Consider the following 15,151-nt stretch of genomic DNA (forward strand, 5'->3'; position numbering starts at 1 on the left):
TGTAATCGAGCGCGGTTGCGTTGGGAGTTGCCTATGTGCTTGCCCCCGCATGCATCGTTGGTATAGACGCGCCCGCTACGGCGATGTCCTGTGCGGGCGTGGCGGAACTGGTAGACGCGCTTGGTTTAGGTCCAAGTATCGCAAGATGTGGGGGTTCGAGTCCCTTCGCCCGCACCAGCCCGCCGCGCAGGCGAGGCGACCGCCCGAAGAATTATCCTGAATGCTCTTTTAGACAAAGGCCGGACATGCAGACTGTCGAGACGTTGAACGAGGGCCTCAAGCGCGCCTTTACGCTCACCATCACCGCGAAGGATATCGATGCCAAGGTCGATGTCGAGCTGAAGCGCCTCGCGCCGCAGATGAAGATGCCGGGCTTCCGTCCGGGCAAGGTGCCGGCGAACCTCATCCGCAAGATGCACGGCCCGGCGCTGACGCAGGACGCGCTGAACGCGGCGATCCAGGAGAGCGTCCAGACGCTCGTCGCCGAGAAGCAGCTTCGCCCCGCGATGCAGCCTTCGGTCGAGCTGGAAGACGGCTATGACCTCGGCAAGGACGCCGTGGTCAAGGTCGAGATGGAGGTTCTCCCGCAGGTCCCGGCACCCGCGATCGACGGCCTGAAGCTCGAGCGCCTGACCGTGCCCGTCGCCGACGACGCGGTCACCGAGCAGCTCCAGAAGTTCGCCGACCAGCAGAAGAAGTGGGACGACGCGGCTGACGATTACGTCGCCAAGATGGGCGATCTCGTCACCGTCGATTTCGTCGGCAAGACCGCCGACGGCGTCGCGTTCGAGGGCGGCACCGGCACCGACATGGGCGTCGAGCTCGGTTCGGGTCGTCTCATCCCCGGCTTCGAGGATCAGCTCGTTGGCGTGAAGACCGGCGACGACAAGGTCCTCAACGTGACCTTCCCCGAGGAGTATCAGGAGAAGTCGCTCGCAGGGCAGCCGGCGACGTTCGACATCACCGTCAAGTCGGTGAAGACCGCGGGCGAGAGCAAGATCGACGAGGATCTGGCCAAGTCGCTCGGTCTCGAGAGCCTCGATCAGCTCACGGGCTTGCTCAAGGGTCAGATCGAGCAGGAGCATAACGGTCTCACGCGCACGCACATGAAGCGCAAGCTGCTCGACCAGCTCGCCGAGGGTCACGACTTCGAAGTGCCGCCGTCGATGGTCGAGGCCGAGTTCAACCAGATCTGGTCGCAGCTCCAGCACGAAGCCACGCACGAAGCAGACCCCGAGGCTGCGATGGCCGAGATGGAAGGCGAGCGCGACGATTACCGCAAGATCGCCGAGCGTCGCGTGCGCCTGGGCCTGCTCCTGTCCGAGATCGGCCAGGCGAACGGCGTCGAGGTTTCCAACCAGGAAATGCAGCGTCTGCTCGCCCAGGCCGCGCAGCAATATCCTGCCGAGCAGCGCCAGCAGTTCATGCAGTACGTCCAGCAGGAGCCGATGGCGGCCGCCCAGCTGCGCGCGCCGCTGTATGAGGACAAGGTCGTCGACTTCCTGTTCGAGAAGGCCGAGATCACCGACCGCGAAGCCACGCGCGAGGAGCTGGAAGCAGCGATCGAGAGCGAGGATGGTTTTGCCAGTGGCACGCACACGCATGATCACGACAATCACAAGCCGAAGAAGAAGGCTGCTGCAAAGAAGAAGGCAGCACCTGCCGACGACGCCGGTGCTTCGGACGAAACCGTGACGGAAGAGGCACCTGCTTCGGACACGACGGAAGAGGCCAAGCCTGCGAAGAAGGCGCCTGCCAAGAAGAAGTCAGCTCCGGTCGAAGCAGAGACGGCTGTGACAGAATCGTCGCCGGTTGCTGCCGAGAACGCAGAGGGCACCGAAGCTGCCGACGCACCGGCGAAGAAGCCGCGCGCGAAGAAGGCTCCGACGAAGACCGAGGCGTAAGCTTCTCCCCGTCATGCCGGGCTTGTTCCGGCATCCACCGTTCCGCGCACTCTCAAGCCGATGAGCACGTGGAACGGTGGACTCCGGAACACGTCCGGGGTGACGGGTGGATGGGGATCGGTAAGAAATTGTTTCCCCGCGAAGGCGGGGACCCAGACTGGGCTCCCGCCTTCGCGGGAGAACAAGGAAGCGAAGAGGCGTCCGTGCCCAAGGTGTTCAGCCCAAAGGCGTCATACGTCGATCGTGGCGTCTTAATGCAAGGGCAGGGCATGACCGAACCGAGAATCGCCGTCCTGCTGCCCTGCTACAACGAAGAAGCCGCGATCGCGCAGACGATCGCCGGGTTCCGCGACGCGCTGCCCGGCGCCACCATCTACGTCTACGACAACAACAGCGCCGACCGCACGATCGAGGTCGCGCGTGCCGCCGGAGCTGTCGTCCGAACCGAGCGCATCCAGGGCAAGGGCGCAGTCGTCCGCCGCATGTTCGCGGACATCGACGCGGACATCTACGTCATGGCCGACGGCGACGCGACCTACGACGCTGCCTCCGCCCCGAATCTGGTCGCTCGCGTCCTCGACGAGCAGCTCGACATGGTCGTCGGCTCGCGCATCAGCCAGGTCCAGGAAAGCTACCGTCGCGGCCACCGCTTCGGCAACGCACTCCTCACCGGCATGCTCGCGCGCCTGTTCGGCCGCAGCTTTACCGATATCCTCTCGGGCTACCGCGTGTTCTCGCGCCGGTTCGTGAAGAGCTTCCCGTCGCTGTCCGCCGGATTCGAGATCGAGACCGAGATCAGCGTCCACGCGCTAGAACTCAAGATGCCGATCGGCGAGGTCGAGACGCCCTATTACGCGCGCCCCGAAGGCTCCGAATCGAAGCTCAGCACCTACGGCGACGGCTGGCGGATCCTCCGCACGATCATGACGCTCTACCGGATCGAGCGGCCGCTCTGGTTCTTCGGCGCGATCGGCAGCGTGTTCGGCCTGCTCGCGCTGATCCTCGGCATCCCGCTGGTGCTGACGTATATCGAGATCCATCAGGTCCCGCGCTTCCCGACCGCGATCCTGATCACCGGCCTCGGCATCTTCGCCGCGCTCAACGTCTTCACCGGGCTGATTCTCGATACGGTCGTTCGCGGCCGCCGCGAAGTCCGCCGCCTGGCGTATTTGGCCTACCCCGCGCCGGGCATCTGATTCCCTCGCCCCATCGGGGAGAGGGAAGGAGGAGCCACTCGGCGACGGGAGGGAGAGGGGAAGTTGGGATTCGCCAACCTCCCCGCACGCTCCCACCCACAAGCGCATGCGTACCCTCCCTCTCGCCAAAGCGCCGAGCGGCAGGCAGGGCTTGAACTCCCCTCTCGGACCGCCGATGTTAGCGGTTCACTGGGGCATAAGAGAGATTTCCATGCACAATCCGTTCGAGACCGGCGATTTCGCGAGCCCGTTGGCCAGCGCCGGGCTCGGCCTGCAGCAGACGCACGCAGGCCTGGTTCCCATCGTCATCGAGCAGTCGAACCGCGGCGAGCGTTCGTTCGACATCTTCTCGCGCCTGCTCCGCGAGCGCATCATCTTCGTGACCGGTGGCGTCGAGGACGGCATGGCCTCGCTGATCACCGCACAGCTGCTCTTCCTCGAGTCCGAGAACCCGAAGAAGGACATCTTCATGTACATCAACTCGCCGGGCGGTGTCGTCACGGCGGGCATGGCGATCCACGATACGATGCGGTACATCCGTCCGCGCGTCGGCACCGTCTGCATCGGCCAGGCCGCATCGATGGGCAGCTTCCTGCTCGCGAGCGGCGAGCCCGGCATGCGCGTCGCGATGACCAACGCGCGCATCATGATCCATCAGCCATCGGGTGGTGCACAGGGCATGGCCAGCGACATCGAGATCCAGGCACGCGAGATCCTGCGCATCCGCAAGCGCATGAACGAACTGTATTCGCAGTACACCGGCCAGCCGATTGAAGAGATCGAGCGCCGGATGGACCGCGATACGTTCCTCGAAGCGAACGAAGCGAAGGATTTCGGTCTGATCGACGAGGTGTTCGACAAGCGTCCGGCGGTATCCGAGGATGGTGCGAAACCCGCTTGAACGACACTGGCATGGGGTGAATCGTAAACCCCGCCGGTTTATTTGATTGTAGGAACTCCGGGGTGCGTTACGGTAGCGGCCCCGGAAACGGCACGTGCACCGACATGCGCGAGAGGTGATTGAATGACGAAGCTGAGCGGTGGCGACTCGAAGAGCACCCTCTATTGCTCGTTCTGCGGGAAGTCGCAGCACGAGGTCCGCAAGTTGATCGCCGGGCCGACGGTCTTCATCTGCGACGAGTGCGTCGAGCTATGCAACGACATCATCCGTGAGGAGACGAAGTCTGCGCTGGTGTCCAAGAAGGACGGCGGCGTGCCGACTCCGCAGGAGATCTGCGACGTCCTCGACGATTACGTGATCGGCCAGAAGCGCGCCAAGCGCGTGCTGTCGGTGGCGGTGCACAATCACTACAAGCGGCTCAACCACGGCGCCAAGGGTGCCGATGTCGAGCTGTCCAAGTCGAACATCCTGCTGGTCGGGCCGACCGGTTGCGGCAAGACCCTGCTCGCGCAGACGCTCGCGCGCATCCTCGACGTGCCGTTCACGATGGCCGATGCGACGACGCTGACCGAAGCCGGTTACGTCGGCGAGGACGTCGAGAACATCATCCTCAAGCTGCTTCAGGCGTCGGACTACAACGTCGAGCGGGCGCAGCGCGGGATCGTGTACATCGACGAGATCGACAAGATCTCGCGCAAGGCCGAGAACCCCTCGATCACGCGCGACGTGTCGGGCGAGGGCGTGCAGCAGGCATTGCTCAAGCTGATGGAAGGGACGACGGCGTCGGTTCCTCCGCAGGGTGGGCGCAAGCATCCGCAGCAGGAATTCCTGCAGGTGGATACGACCAACATCCTGTTCATCTGCGGCGGTGCGTTCTCGGGTCTCGAAAAGATCATCGGCGATCGCCTTCAAGGCAAGTCGATCGGTTTCGGCGCGTATGTGGCCGGACCGGACGAGCGCAAGACCGGCGAGACGCTGAAGTCGGTCGAGCCTGAGGATCTGCTCAAGTTCGGGCTCATCCCCGAGTTCGTCGGCCGTTTGCCGGTGATCGCGACGCTCGAGGATCTCGATGTCGACGCGCTGGTGAAGATCCTGAAGGAGCCGAAGAACGCGCTGGTCAAGCAGTACCAGAAGCTGTTCGAGATGGAGGACGTCGCGCTCGGCTTCACCGACGACGCGCTGGTTTCGGTCGCCAAGAAGGGCATCGAACGCAAGACCGGCGCGCGCGGGCTCCGCTCAATCCTGGAGAGCATCCTGCTCGACACGATGTTCGACCTGCCCGGCATGGACGGCGTCGACGAGGTGATGATCGACAAGGACGTGATCGAAGGCCGCAAGGAACCGATCCGGGTGTATGCCGAGAAGAAGAAGACTGGCGACGCCGCGTAAGGCGGGACTGGTTTGAGATACGGGAGAGGGCGTCGAGCGATCGGCGCCCCTTTTTCGTTTGGGGCATACGCGCCCGAAAACCCCCGTCCGTCATCCTGACGAAAGTCAGGATCCAGAGCCGCGAAGGTCAGCCAGCCGCAACCCTGGATCCTGACTTTCGTCAGGACGACGGGAGGCATCGGCCGGACGGAGATCACCGCGTTCCTCCCCTGCAAGGGGAGGTGGCAGCGCAGGGCGCTGACGGAGGGGTGACCCGCTCTCGATTGGTCATCACCCCTCCGTCGCTTCGCGCCACCTCCCCTTGCAGGGGAGGATCGAAGGCTTGCCGAATCTGGTCGATCGCTCCGTCGCTACCCTCCGTCATAGGCAGAGTGACCGCGGCCCTTTAGCTACACCGGCGAAGTCAAAAGCCGAACCCGCTCCAAATCCTTTGGACGGCCGAACAGCCTGAGCATCTCGGCCAATTCCGCTCGGTCAGGCACATAAACAACGCGCTCATCCACAAAAATCGGCACGCGCGTACGGGGTAGGACTTTGGTCCAGCCCGAGCCCGTCGCAACATGAAACCCCGCCATGATCTCGACGACCAGGGGCGGCATCTCCCATCGCGCGAACAGCGTCGACCGGAAGAGCGCACTTGCACCGTCCTCGATGGGCACGACCCCGAGCTGGTCCACCGCCTGTTGGGCATCTGCCACGCTCATGAGCACATCGACATCGCCGACCTCGATCGGCGCTACCCCGTGCAGCGCTACCGCAGCGCTGGAAATGACCCACCACGGGTCCTGCGCCCCCTCCAACGCGTCGGCGGTCATGACGAGCGTCTGGCGAAGATCCGCGGACAGCATCGGTGCAGCCTACCCGATCCTTACCGCCCCGCAATTGCCCCGACTCGGACCCTTATCCGCCCTCACGCATTCGTTATCCAAGTGGAACGAGGGAGCATGCATGACGATCGAAGTGGCCGACCGACCGAACGAACATTTGGTGGAGACGATGCCGGACCGCCTGGCGCTGCCGATCTGGACGCTGATCGCGCCGGGCCTCGGCCTCGTCGCCGTCCTCGTCGGCCTCGCCAAGATGGGCACGCTCGGCACCGCTGCCGCGGTGATCGTGTTGATCGGCAGCGTGCTCGCCGCCGTCCACCACGCAGAGGTCATAGCGCACAAGGTCGGCGAGCCGTTCGGCACGCTCGTCCTCGCGATCGCGGTCACCGTGATCGAGGTGTCGCTGATCGTCTCGCTGATGCTCTCCAACGCGGGTGACGCCACCACGCTCGCGCGCGACACGGTGTTCGCGGCGATCATGATCATCCTCAATTTCATCATCGGCATCTGCCTGCTGGCAGGCGCGGTGCGGCATCATGAGCAGCGGTTCACGCTGAAGGGGATGACGGCAGCGTTGGGCGTGCTCGCGGCGATGGCGGTGCTGTCGCTGATCCTGCCGAACTATACGTCGTCGACGTCAGGGCCGACCTATGCGGCGTCGCAGTTGATGTTCGTCGCGGTCGTATCGCTGATCCTCTACGGGACGTTCGTTCTGGTCCAGACGGTGCGCCACCGCGATTATTTCCTGCCGTCGACCGACGACAAGGACGATCACGCTGCGCCGCCATCGGGTCGCGCGACGGGCATCGCCTTCGCCGCGCTGCTGGTGGCGCTGGTGTCGGTGGTGCTGCTCGCGAAGACGCTGTCGCCGACGATCGAGGCGGCGGTGCTTGGTGCCGGCCTCCCGCTGACCGTGGTCGGCGTGGTGATCGCCGCGCTGGTGCTCGCGCCAGAAAGCCTGGCTGCCTACAAGTCGGCACGGCGCAACCGGTTGCAGACCAGCCTCAACCTCGCGCTAGGCTCCGCGCTGGCGACGATCGGGCTGACGATTCCGAGCGTGGCGATCGTGTCGCTGGTGCTCGACTTGCCGCTTGCGCTTGGGATCGATGCGAAGAGCATGACGCTGCTGGCCTTGTCGCTGTTCGTGGCCACGCTATCGCTTGGCACCGGGCGGACGACGGTGTTGCAGGGCGTCGTTCACCTCGTGATCTTTGCGGCCTATCTGTTCACGACGGTGGTGCCGTAAGCTCAGGGGCCCTGCGTCGATAGGTACGCGATGACGTCGGCGCGGTCCTTTGGGTCGGGAAGGCCGGCGAACGCCATCGTCGTGCCGGGCACCATCTTGCGCGGGTTGGTGAGCCAGGCGTCCATGCGCTTGGCATCCCAGTTGCCGCCAAGCGACTTCAACCCAGCGGTATAGGAGAAGCGCGGGCGCCGCTCGCCGATCGGGTTGCCCATGACCGCGTAGAGGTTCGGCCCATCGGTATCGCCCGCATATTGCCCGATCGTGTGGCAGGCGGTGCAGCGGCGGAAGACGCGTTCGCCGCTGGCGATCTGGCTGGTGGTGCCGGAGTCGGGGCTCGAACCGCAGCCGGCGAGCACCAGCGCCAGCAGGGGCCACCGCAGCAGGGTCATCGCTTTTGGCGCGCAGCCAAGGCGAGACCGGCTGCGATCTGCACGACGGCGTAGAGGCGACGGCGGCCGGGGCGGTCGACGAACGGTGCGACGAGTTTCTCGGTGCCAAGCGCGTCGTCCTTCCAGAGATCGACGTGGCGGCGCGGTTGCAACAGCCCGATCAACCCGTCCCCAACCATGAAGATCGCCGCCATCTCCGCCGCGCGAGACGCCCAAGGTCCGTACTCCTGCGAACGCAGGAGCGCAGGGTCACGTAGGGCGACATCTGTGATTCCTGGGCCCCCGCCTTCGCGGTGGAACGGTGGAGAGGTCATTGGGGCTTGGCCTTCGCAACTTGCGCGACTTTCCAGGCCGCCACGTCTTCCAGTGCGACACTGCGCCGCAAGACCAGTGCATCCGGATCGATCACGACATGCGCGCTGGCCGGGACCGACAAGCTCGCCTTCCCGCCAGTCATTGGCAAAGTCCGCGTCTTGCCATCGACCTGCACCTGTACCGGCAGCGGAAACGGGCCGTTCCCCGGCACCTTCCAGGCCAAACCCAGCGTATTCCCCGTCCGCGTCTCGGCCAGTTCAGGCAAAGCCGCCTGCCTGAGATACACGTCGAAGAACCACGCATAGTCCTTCCCCGTCACCTTCCGGACGAGCACCTCATATTCCTTCGTTGACCCGAACCGCGGCGCGAAATTCCCCGGCTTGGGATCCGCCCGCCCGTAGACCGCGAGCCGGGTCACATCGAAGAACGCCTTGTCGCCGATCAGTCCGCGTAGCGTGTGGAGCATCCAAGACCCCTTGTAGTAGATGTCCTGTCCCGCACCGCCCTTGTCGAGCTCGTACACCTCCTCCTCAGTGGTGATGCGCTGCTGCGTGATCGGCTTGAGGTTCATGATCGACGCGCGCTCGGTCTGCATGATCGTCGCGTACCGCGCACGCCCCTCGCGCCACTGGCCATAGAGCGGCTGCATGTACGTGCCATACCCCTCGTGCAGCCAGTAATCGTCCCAGTTAGCGGCGGTCAGCTGGTTGCCGAACCACTCATGCGCGAACTCGTGTTGGAACAGCCAGTCGAACCCCTCCGGCGCCTTCTCGTAGCCGTTGCCGTACGCGTTGATCGTCTGGTGCTCCATGCCCTTGTGCGGCGTCTCGACTACGCCCAGCTTCTCGTCACCGAACGGGTAGGGGCCGATCATGCTCTCGAAGAAATCGAGCGTCGGCGCGAACTCGGCGAACAGCTTCTCCGCCTGTGCCTTCTCGCCCGGCAAATACCAGTAATACATCGGGATGCTGTTGCCGAAGCGGCTCTTGTAGGTGCCGCTGATCTCCTCATACGGCCCGACGTTCAGCGCGATACCGTAGGTGTTGGGATGCTTGGCGCGCCAGTTCCAGGTCGTGCGTCCATCCGCCAGCGTATCGACGCCGAGCAGCACGCCGTTCGACGGCGCCTTCAGCCCCTTCGGCACGGTGATGTGCAGCGTCACCAGCGCGGGTTCGCCGGTCGGGAAGTCGAGGCACGGCCAGAACAGGTCGCAGCCATAGCCTTCCGCAGTGGTCGCGAACCAAGTGCGGCCGTCGGGCGTCTTGGACCAGACCATGCCGTCGTCCCACGGCGCCTTCACCGCGACGTGCGGCGTGCCGCCATAGGTGATCTTCGCGGTGACCTTGCCGCCCGCCGCGACCGGCTTGGTCAGCGTGATCGTCAGTCGACCCTCGGGATTGCTCCATGCCGAGGGGGCGAGCGGCACGCCGTCGATCGCGATCGCGCTGACCGGAAGATTGCGGTCGAGATCGATCGGCAGGCGGGTGAGGGGGGCCTTCGCGGTAAAGACCAATGTCGCCACGCCATTCAGGCTTTCCGTCTCCGGCAGCACTTCGAACGCCAGGTCCGCGCTGTCGAACCGAAGCGCGGTCTGCTCGGGTGTCAGCACCCCGCCCGAACGCTGCGTCTGCGCAGTGATCGCCGGCTCTCCCTTCTTGGGGAGCGGGGCGGCGGCGAGAAGCGCGGTTGCGCTGGCGGCGAGGAGAAAACGCGAGATCATGCCGCGTTCTCGCGCCTGGGCGGCTCGCATACAAGTGCGATCCGGCACCGTCGGTTCTCCTGCGAACGCAGGAGCCCAGGATCACGCAAACCGCCGCCCGTTACCCTGGACTCCTGCATTCGCAGGAGAACGGATGGGCCCGGCCACCACGCCAAAACCCCTAACCACCGCCAACCAATTGATGGACGGTTCATCCTCACCATATAAGCTGTAGATTATGCCCCCATGCAGGCACCCACCGGAGCGTTCATGACCCAGTACCCCGTCCTTCCCCTTCGCGACATCGTCGTGTTCCCGCACATGATCGTGCCGCTGTTCGTCGGCCGCGATAAGTCCGTTGCCGCGCTCGAAGCGGCGATGGCGGCGGACAAGGAGATCTATCTCGTCGCGCAGGTCGATCCCGCAGAGGACGATCCCTCGCGCGACGACCTGTATTCGATGGGCGTCACCGCGACCGTGCTCCAGTTGCTGAAGCTGCCCGACGGCACCGTCCGCGTGCTGGTCGAAGGCAAGGGCCGCGCGACTTTGGAGACCTTGGACGAGTCGGGCGAGTACCTCACCGCCACGGTCGAGCCGGTCGCCGATGCCGAGGTCGAGGGACCCGAGCTCATCGCGCTGATGCGATCGGTGGTCGACCAGTTCGAGAACTACGCCAAGCTCAACCGCAAGCTCTCGTCGGAAACGTCGGTGCAGTTGTCGGAGATCGAGGACGCGTCGAAGCTCTCCGACGCGGTGATCGCCAACGTCCAGATCAAGGTCGCCGAGAAGCAGGCGATCCTGCTCGAGACCAACCCGTCGAAGCGCCTCGAAATGGCGTTCGCGGCGATGGAGGGCGAGTTGGGCGTCCTTCAAGTCGAGAAGAAGATCAAGAGCCGCGTCAAGCGCCAGATGGAGAAGACGCAGCGCGAATATTATCTGAATGAGCAGTTGAAGGCGATTCAGCGCGAACTCGGCAACGAGGACGGCGAGGGCGAAGGCGACGAGATCGCCGAGCTGACGCAGAAGATCGCGACGCTCAAGATGAGCAAGGAAGCGCGCGGCAAGGCGACGTCGGAGCTGAAGAAGCTCAAGACGATGGCGCCGATGAGTGCCGAGGCGACCGTCGTGCGTAATTATCTCGACGTGCTGCTCGGGCTCCCCTGGGGCAAGAAGTCGAAGATCAAGAAGGACATCGCCGCCGCGCAGGTGACGCTGGACGAGGATCATTATGCGCTCGAGAAGGTCAAGGACCGGATTGTCGAGTATCTCGCCGTGCAGGCACGCACCAACAAGCTGAAGGGGCCGATCCTGTGCCTCGTCGGCCCTCCCGGCGTCGGCAAGACCTCGCTCGGCAAGTCGATCGCCAAGGCGACCGGGCGCGAGTTCATCCGTCAGTCGCTCGGCGGCGTGCGTGACGAAGCCGAGATCCGTGGGCATCGTCGCACCTATATCGGCTCGCTGCCGGGCAAGATCGTGACGAACCTCAAAAAGGCCGGCACGTCGAACCCGCTGTTCCTGCTCGATGAGATCGACAAGCTCGGTCAGGACTTCCGCGGCGATCCGGCGTCGGCACTGCTGGAGGTCCTCGACCCGGAACAGAACGGCAAGTTCCAGGATCATTATCTGGAGGTCGATATCGACCTGTCGGACGTGATGTTCGTCTGCACGGCCAACTCGCTCAACCTGCCGCAGGCGTTGCTCGATCGCATGGAGATCATCCGTCTGGAGGGCTATACCGAGGACGAGAAGGTCGAGATCGCCGAGCGCCATCTTGTCGAGAAGCAGATCGAGGCGCACGGCCTGAAGCCGGGTGAGTTCACGTTGACGCAGGAGGGGCTTCGTACGCTCATCCAGCAATACACGCGCGAAGCAGGCGTGCGGACGCTGGAGCGCGAGATCGCCAAGCTGTGCCGCAAGGCGCTGCGCCAAATCCTTGAGAACAAGACGACCAGCGTGACGATCACGCCCGAGAATATCGGCGAATATGCTGGCGTGCAGAAGTACCGCCACGGGCTCGGCGAGACCGAGAACCAGATCGGTGCGGTCACCGGCCTCGCCTGGACCGAAGTCGGCGGCGAGTTGCTGACGATCGAGAGCGTGACGGTCGCGGGCAAGGGGCAGGCCAAGCTTACCGGTACGCTCGGCGACGTGATGAAGGAGTCGATCGAGACCGCGTTCAGCTATGTGAAGGCACGTGCGCCAAGCTACGGGATCAAGCCGAGCCTGTTCGCACGCAAGGATATCCACATCCATCTGCCCGAGGGTGCGGTGCCGAAGGATGGTCCGTCGGCGGGTATCGGCATGGTCACGTCGATCGTCTCGACGTTGACCGGCGTGCCGATCCGGCGCGAGGTGGCGATGACCGGCGAGGTTACGCTGCGTGGTCGCGTGCTGCCGATCGGTGGCCTCAAGGAGAAGCTGCTCGCGGCGTTGCGCGGGGGCATCGAGACGGTGCTGATCCCGGCCGAGAACGAGAAGGATCTCGCGGAAATCCCGGCGAACATCAAGGCGGGGCTGAAGATCATCCCCGTTTCGCATGTCGACGAGGTGCTTCGCCTGGCGCTGACCGAGCCGCTCGAAGCGATCGAGTGGACCGACGCGGACGAGCTGGCAGCTCTGCCGCCGGCGCCGATCGCACCGGTTGGGGGTGGCCTTCACCACTGATCCATGTTTGGATCGTAAGCGACAATACGGCGGTTTCGTTTGACAGCAGACGGGGCCGCCGCATTATTGCGCGCTGATTGCGGTCGCGAGTCCATCGTGGCCGATTCGAGTTTTTTCCCGGGGGATTATATGAACAAGCAGGAGCTGATCGCGACGGTTGCCGACACGTCCGGGCTGGTAAAAGCCGACGCGGTCAAGGCGGTCGAGGCGGTGTTCGACGCGATCGAGGCATCGCTCAAGAAGGGCGACGAGGTTCGCCTGGTCGGTTTCGGCACGTTCTCGATCTCGAAGCGCAAGGCGTCGACCGGCCGCAACCCCCGCACCGGCGAGCCGATGACGATCAAGGCCTCGACTCAGCCGAAGTTCAAGGCCGGCAAGGGCCTGAAGGACGCGGTCAACTAGAACCGGTGTCGATAGGGCTGGACAGGTGGACGGGGTCTGCCTAAAGGCCCGCTTCCGAACGAGTTTCGGGCGCGTAGCTCAGTGGTAGAGCACACCCTTCACACGGGTGGGGTCGCTGGTTCAATCCCAGCCGCGCCCACCAGATTTACGCCGGTTCCTTCGCACGAAGGGGCCGGCGTTGCTGTTTCTGGCGTTCACTCCGATCTTCTCTCCCCTCCCTGGAAGGGAGGGGCCGGGGGTGGGTCGGTTTCCGTATCGCCGAACAGTCGCGGCGCGAGCGGGCCTACCCACCCCCAACCCCTCCCTTCCAGGAAGGGGGGGAATTCAGGTTGAACCGAGTGGCAAACCCCAACATGACAGCTTCTTCATTAGGCTGGTTCGTTCGATCGAACTAAACGCCGCCCGTGCTCCAGTCCCGACTCCTAGACATCGCGATCAGCGAATTCGGCACCAAGGGGCTGGAGGGGGCGAGCACGCGCGGGATCGCCGCCGCTGCGGGCACCGCGATGTCCTCGATCACCTATCACTACGGCGGCAAGGAGGGCTTGTACCTCGCCGCCGCCGACCGGATCGCCGAGCGCATGACGGCCGTTTTGGGCGACCCGTCCGAGCTGTCGCATGACGTCGCAGCGGACGACGCCAGCGAAGCGCGCGCCCAGATCCACCGCATCTTCGGCCGACTCGCGGACAAGATGGCCAGCAACGAAAGCGCCGACTGGACGCTGTTCGTGCTCCGCGAACAGATGAAGCCGGGCGAGGCGTTCGAGCGGATCTATGGCGGCGTGATGGGCCAGATGGTGCGCAGGCTCAGCGACCTTGTCTGCATCGCCACCGGTTGCGCCGAGATCCGCACCGGCAGGATCGCGACGATCACCTTGATGGGGCAGGTCATCACGCTGCGGGCGAACCGCGCGACCTGTCTCAAACTGCTTGAGCGCGACACGCTCGAACCCAACGACATCCTCGATATCAAGGCGCGTATCGACGCCAATATCGACGCCATTCTCGATTCGATGCGTGCTGAAGAACAGGGCCAGGCATGACCGACCAGAACACTCATTCCGACACCGACCACGACGAGGATCGCAAGGACGATCCGAACGGCGAGGACCAGCAGTCCGATAACGACCAGCAGGGCGACTCCGACGAGGACAAGGCCGACGGCGACGACAAGAAGCCGTCGGTCTTCAAGAAGCCGCTCTTCTGGATCATCCTCGTCATCGTCGTCGGCGGGCTGATCATCGGCGGCGTGCTTTACTGGCTTTACGCGCGCCAGTTCGAGTCGACCGACGACGCGTTCGTCGACACGCACATCGTCCGTCTCGCGCCACAGGTCGCGGGCACGCTGGTGCAGGTCGCCGACATCGACAACCGCCACGTCGAGGCGGGCCGCCTGCTCGCGGTCATCAAGGCATCGGGGCGCGATGCGCAGGTCGCCGAGGCGCAGGCAAACGAATCGCAGGCCCGCGCGCAGTTCGCGCAGGCGCAGGCGCAGGTCACCGCCGCCGAGGCGCAACGCCAGCAGGCCGCTGCACAGGCGCGCGTCCCAATGGCCGCCGCGGTAAAGGCTCAGCAGGATCTCGCGCGCTACGAGGCGTTGCTGCGGCTCGATCCGAGCGCGGTCGCCGGTCAACAGCTCGATCAGGCGCGCGCCACCGCTCGCCAGACCGCCGCCGATGCCGCCGCCGCCCGCGAGCAGATCGATACCGCCACCGCGCAGATCAGCGTCGCCAGGAAGCAGGTCGGTGCGGCCAAGTCGGTGATCGACGCCCGTCGCGCGCAGGTCGACCAGGCCAACGTCACGATCGGCGATCTCCGCCTGACCGCGCCGGTCGCAGGCCAGGTCGTCAATCGCTCGGTCAACGTCGGCTCCTATGTCGCGCCCGGCACGCAGCTGATGGCGATCGTGCCCGACACAATGTGGGTGACGGCCAACTTCAAGGAAACGCAGCTCACGCTGATGAAGATTGGCCAGCCCGTCGAGATCCATGTCGACGCGTATCCCGGCGTCGATTTCAAGGGTCATGTCGACTCGATCCAGCGCGGCGCCGGCCAGGCGTTCGCCCTGCTGCCCCCGCAAAACGCGACCGGCAATTACGTGAAGGTCGTCCAGCGCGTCCCCGTCCGTATCGTGTTTGACGCGAAGAACGGCCCCGATCCGAAGCGCTATCCGATCGGCCCCGGCATGTCGGTGGTGCCGACCGTCAAGGTCCGCTGAG

General features: G+C 64.7%; 13 protein-coding genes and 2 tRNA genes. 11 read left to right on the top strand and 4 right to left on the bottom strand.

Annotated features, from left to right (window positions below):
- Positions 1-92: 92 nt before the first annotated feature.
- The 5 genes from C8J39_RS07770 to clpX all read left to right on the top strand — a co-directional run bounded on the left by C8J39_RS07770 (position 93) and on the right by clpX (position 5,390).
- A tRNA-Leu gene (locus C8J39_RS07770) sits at positions 93-177 on the top strand.
- A 68-nt stretch (positions 178-245) separates the two neighbouring features.
- Complete coding sequence (gene tig, locus C8J39_RS07775) at positions 246-1,904, top strand: trigger factor (protein ID WP_120299974.1); 1,659 nt, start codon at positions 246-248, stop codon at positions 1,902-1,904.
- Positions 1,905-2,173: 269 nt separating this feature from the next.
- Positions 2,174-3,100: a glycosyltransferase family 2 protein gene (locus C8J39_RS07780; RefSeq protein WP_120299975.1), complete on the top strand. Its 927-nt coding sequence runs from the start codon at positions 2,174-2,176 to the stop codon at positions 3,098-3,100.
- 211 nt (positions 3,101-3,311) lie between these two features.
- A complete protein-coding gene (locus tag C8J39_RS07785) occupies positions 3,312-4,001 on the top strand; it encodes an ATP-dependent Clp protease proteolytic subunit (RefSeq protein ID WP_120299976.1) in 690 nt (229 codons plus the stop codon).
- Positions 4,002-4,124: 123 nt separating this feature from the next.
- Positions 4,125-5,390 carry an ATP-dependent Clp protease ATP-binding subunit ClpX gene (gene clpX, locus C8J39_RS07790; protein WP_056048170.1) on the top strand — a complete coding sequence of 422 codons (1,266 nt, stop codon included), beginning with the start codon at positions 4,125-4,127 and terminating at the stop codon, positions 5,388-5,390.
- A 389-nt stretch (positions 5,391-5,779) separates the two neighbouring features.
- On the opposite strand, the gene C8J39_RS07795 is transcribed toward clpX, so the two are convergent.
- Entirely contained in the window at positions 5,780-6,238 is a 459-nt protein-coding gene (locus tag C8J39_RS07795) for a hypothetical protein (protein WP_120299977.1), read from the bottom strand.
- 100 nt (positions 6,239-6,338) lie between these two features.
- On the opposite strand from C8J39_RS07795, the gene C8J39_RS07800 reads away from it, so the two are divergent.
- Positions 6,339-7,463 (top strand): calcium:proton antiporter, encoded by a 1,125-nt coding sequence (locus tag C8J39_RS07800; RefSeq protein WP_120299978.1) that lies wholly within the window; start codon positions 6,339-6,341, stop codon positions 7,461-7,463.
- 2 nt (positions 7,464-7,465) lie between these two features.
- Here the strand turns inward: C8J39_RS07800 and C8J39_RS07805 are convergent, their stop codons facing one another.
- From C8J39_RS07805 to C8J39_RS07815, 3 genes are all read right to left on the bottom strand, one after another.
- Positions 7,466-7,852: a cytochrome c family protein gene (locus tag C8J39_RS07805; protein ID WP_120299979.1), complete on the bottom strand. Its 387-nt coding sequence runs from the start codon at positions 7,850-7,852 to the stop codon at positions 7,466-7,468.
- On the bottom strand, positions 7,849-8,046 hold the full coding sequence (locus C8J39_RS07810) for a hypothetical protein (RefSeq protein WP_120299980.1): 198 nt from the start codon (positions 8,044-8,046) through the stop codon (positions 7,849-7,851). The genes C8J39_RS07805 and C8J39_RS07810 overlap by 4 nt, the downstream gene beginning before the upstream one ends.
- A gap of 116 nt (positions 8,047-8,162) precedes the next feature.
- Positions 8,163-9,887, bottom strand: a complete 1,725-nt coding sequence (locus C8J39_RS07815) for a M1 family metallopeptidase (RefSeq protein ID WP_120300467.1) — start codon at positions 9,885-9,887, stop codon at positions 8,163-8,165.
- Positions 9,888-10,136: 249 nt separating this feature from the next.
- Between C8J39_RS07815 and lon the strand changes: the two genes are divergently transcribed.
- The 5 genes from lon to C8J39_RS07840 all read left to right on the top strand — a co-directional run bounded on the left by lon (position 10,137) and on the right by C8J39_RS07840 (position 15,150).
- On the top strand, positions 10,137-12,530 hold the full coding sequence (gene lon / locus C8J39_RS07820) for an endopeptidase La (protein WP_120300468.1): 2,394 nt from the start codon (positions 10,137-10,139) through the stop codon (positions 12,528-12,530).
- Between the two features lie 129 nt (positions 12,531-12,659).
- Positions 12,660-12,932 (top strand): HU family DNA-binding protein, encoded by a 273-nt coding sequence (locus tag C8J39_RS07825; protein WP_056048186.1) that lies wholly within the window; start codon positions 12,660-12,662, stop codon positions 12,930-12,932.
- 67 nt (positions 12,933-12,999) lie between these two features.
- A tRNA-Val gene (locus C8J39_RS07830) sits at positions 13,000-13,074 on the top strand.
- Between the two features lie 262 nt (positions 13,075-13,336).
- Positions 13,337-13,975 carry a CerR family C-terminal domain-containing protein gene (locus C8J39_RS07835; RefSeq protein ID WP_120299981.1) on the top strand — a complete coding sequence of 213 codons (639 nt, stop codon included), beginning with the start codon at positions 13,337-13,339 and terminating at the stop codon, positions 13,973-13,975.
- Positions 13,972-15,150, top strand: a complete 1,179-nt coding sequence (locus C8J39_RS07840; RefSeq protein ID WP_120299982.1) for an HlyD family secretion protein — start codon at positions 13,972-13,974, stop codon at positions 15,148-15,150. The genes C8J39_RS07835 and C8J39_RS07840 overlap by 4 nt, the downstream gene beginning before the upstream one ends.
- Position 15,151 lies beyond the last annotated feature (1 nt).

It is taken from the genome of Sphingomonas sp. PP-CC-1A-547 (genome assembly GCF_003610375.1).
Taxonomy (GTDB): domain Bacteria; phylum Pseudomonadota; class Alphaproteobacteria; order Sphingomonadales; family Sphingomonadaceae; genus Sphingomonas.

Coding starts and splice junctions, on each gene's coding strand:
- C8J39_RS07795 (WP_120299977.1), bottom strand. CDS start 6,238: ATGCTGTCCGCGGATCTTCGCCAGACGCTCGTCATGACCGCCGACGCG.
- C8J39_RS07800 (WP_120299978.1), top strand. CDS start 6,339: ATGACGATCGAAGTGGCCGACCGACCGAACGAACATTTGGTGGAGACG.
- C8J39_RS07780 (WP_120299975.1), top strand. CDS start 2,174: ATGACCGAACCGAGAATCGCCGTCCTGCTGCCCTGCTACAACGAAGAA.
- C8J39_RS07840 (WP_120299982.1), top strand. CDS start 13,972: ATGACCGACCAGAACACTCATTCCGACACCGACCACGACGAGGATCGC.
- lon (WP_120300468.1), top strand. CDS start 10,137: ATGACCCAGTACCCCGTCCTTCCCCTTCGCGACATCGTCGTGTTCCCG.
- C8J39_RS07825 (WP_056048186.1), top strand. CDS start 12,660: ATGAACAAGCAGGAGCTGATCGCGACGGTTGCCGACACGTCCGGGCTG.
- C8J39_RS07805 (WP_120299979.1), bottom strand. CDS start 7,852: ATGACCCTGCTGCGGTGGCCCCTGCTGGCGCTGGTGCTCGCCGGCTGC.
- C8J39_RS07785 (WP_120299976.1), top strand. CDS start 3,312: ATGCACAATCCGTTCGAGACCGGCGATTTCGCGAGCCCGTTGGCCAGC.
- C8J39_RS07810 (WP_120299980.1), bottom strand. CDS start 8,046: ATGGCGGCGATCTTCATGGTTGGGGACGGGTTGATCGGGCTGTTGCAA.
- tig (WP_120299974.1), top strand. CDS start 246: ATGCAGACTGTCGAGACGTTGAACGAGGGCCTCAAGCGCGCCTTTACG.
- clpX (WP_056048170.1), top strand. CDS start 4,125: ATGACGAAGCTGAGCGGTGGCGACTCGAAGAGCACCCTCTATTGCTCG.
- C8J39_RS07815 (WP_120300467.1), bottom strand. CDS start 9,887: ATGATCTCGCGTTTTCTCCTCGCCGCCAGCGCAACCGCGCTTCTCGCC.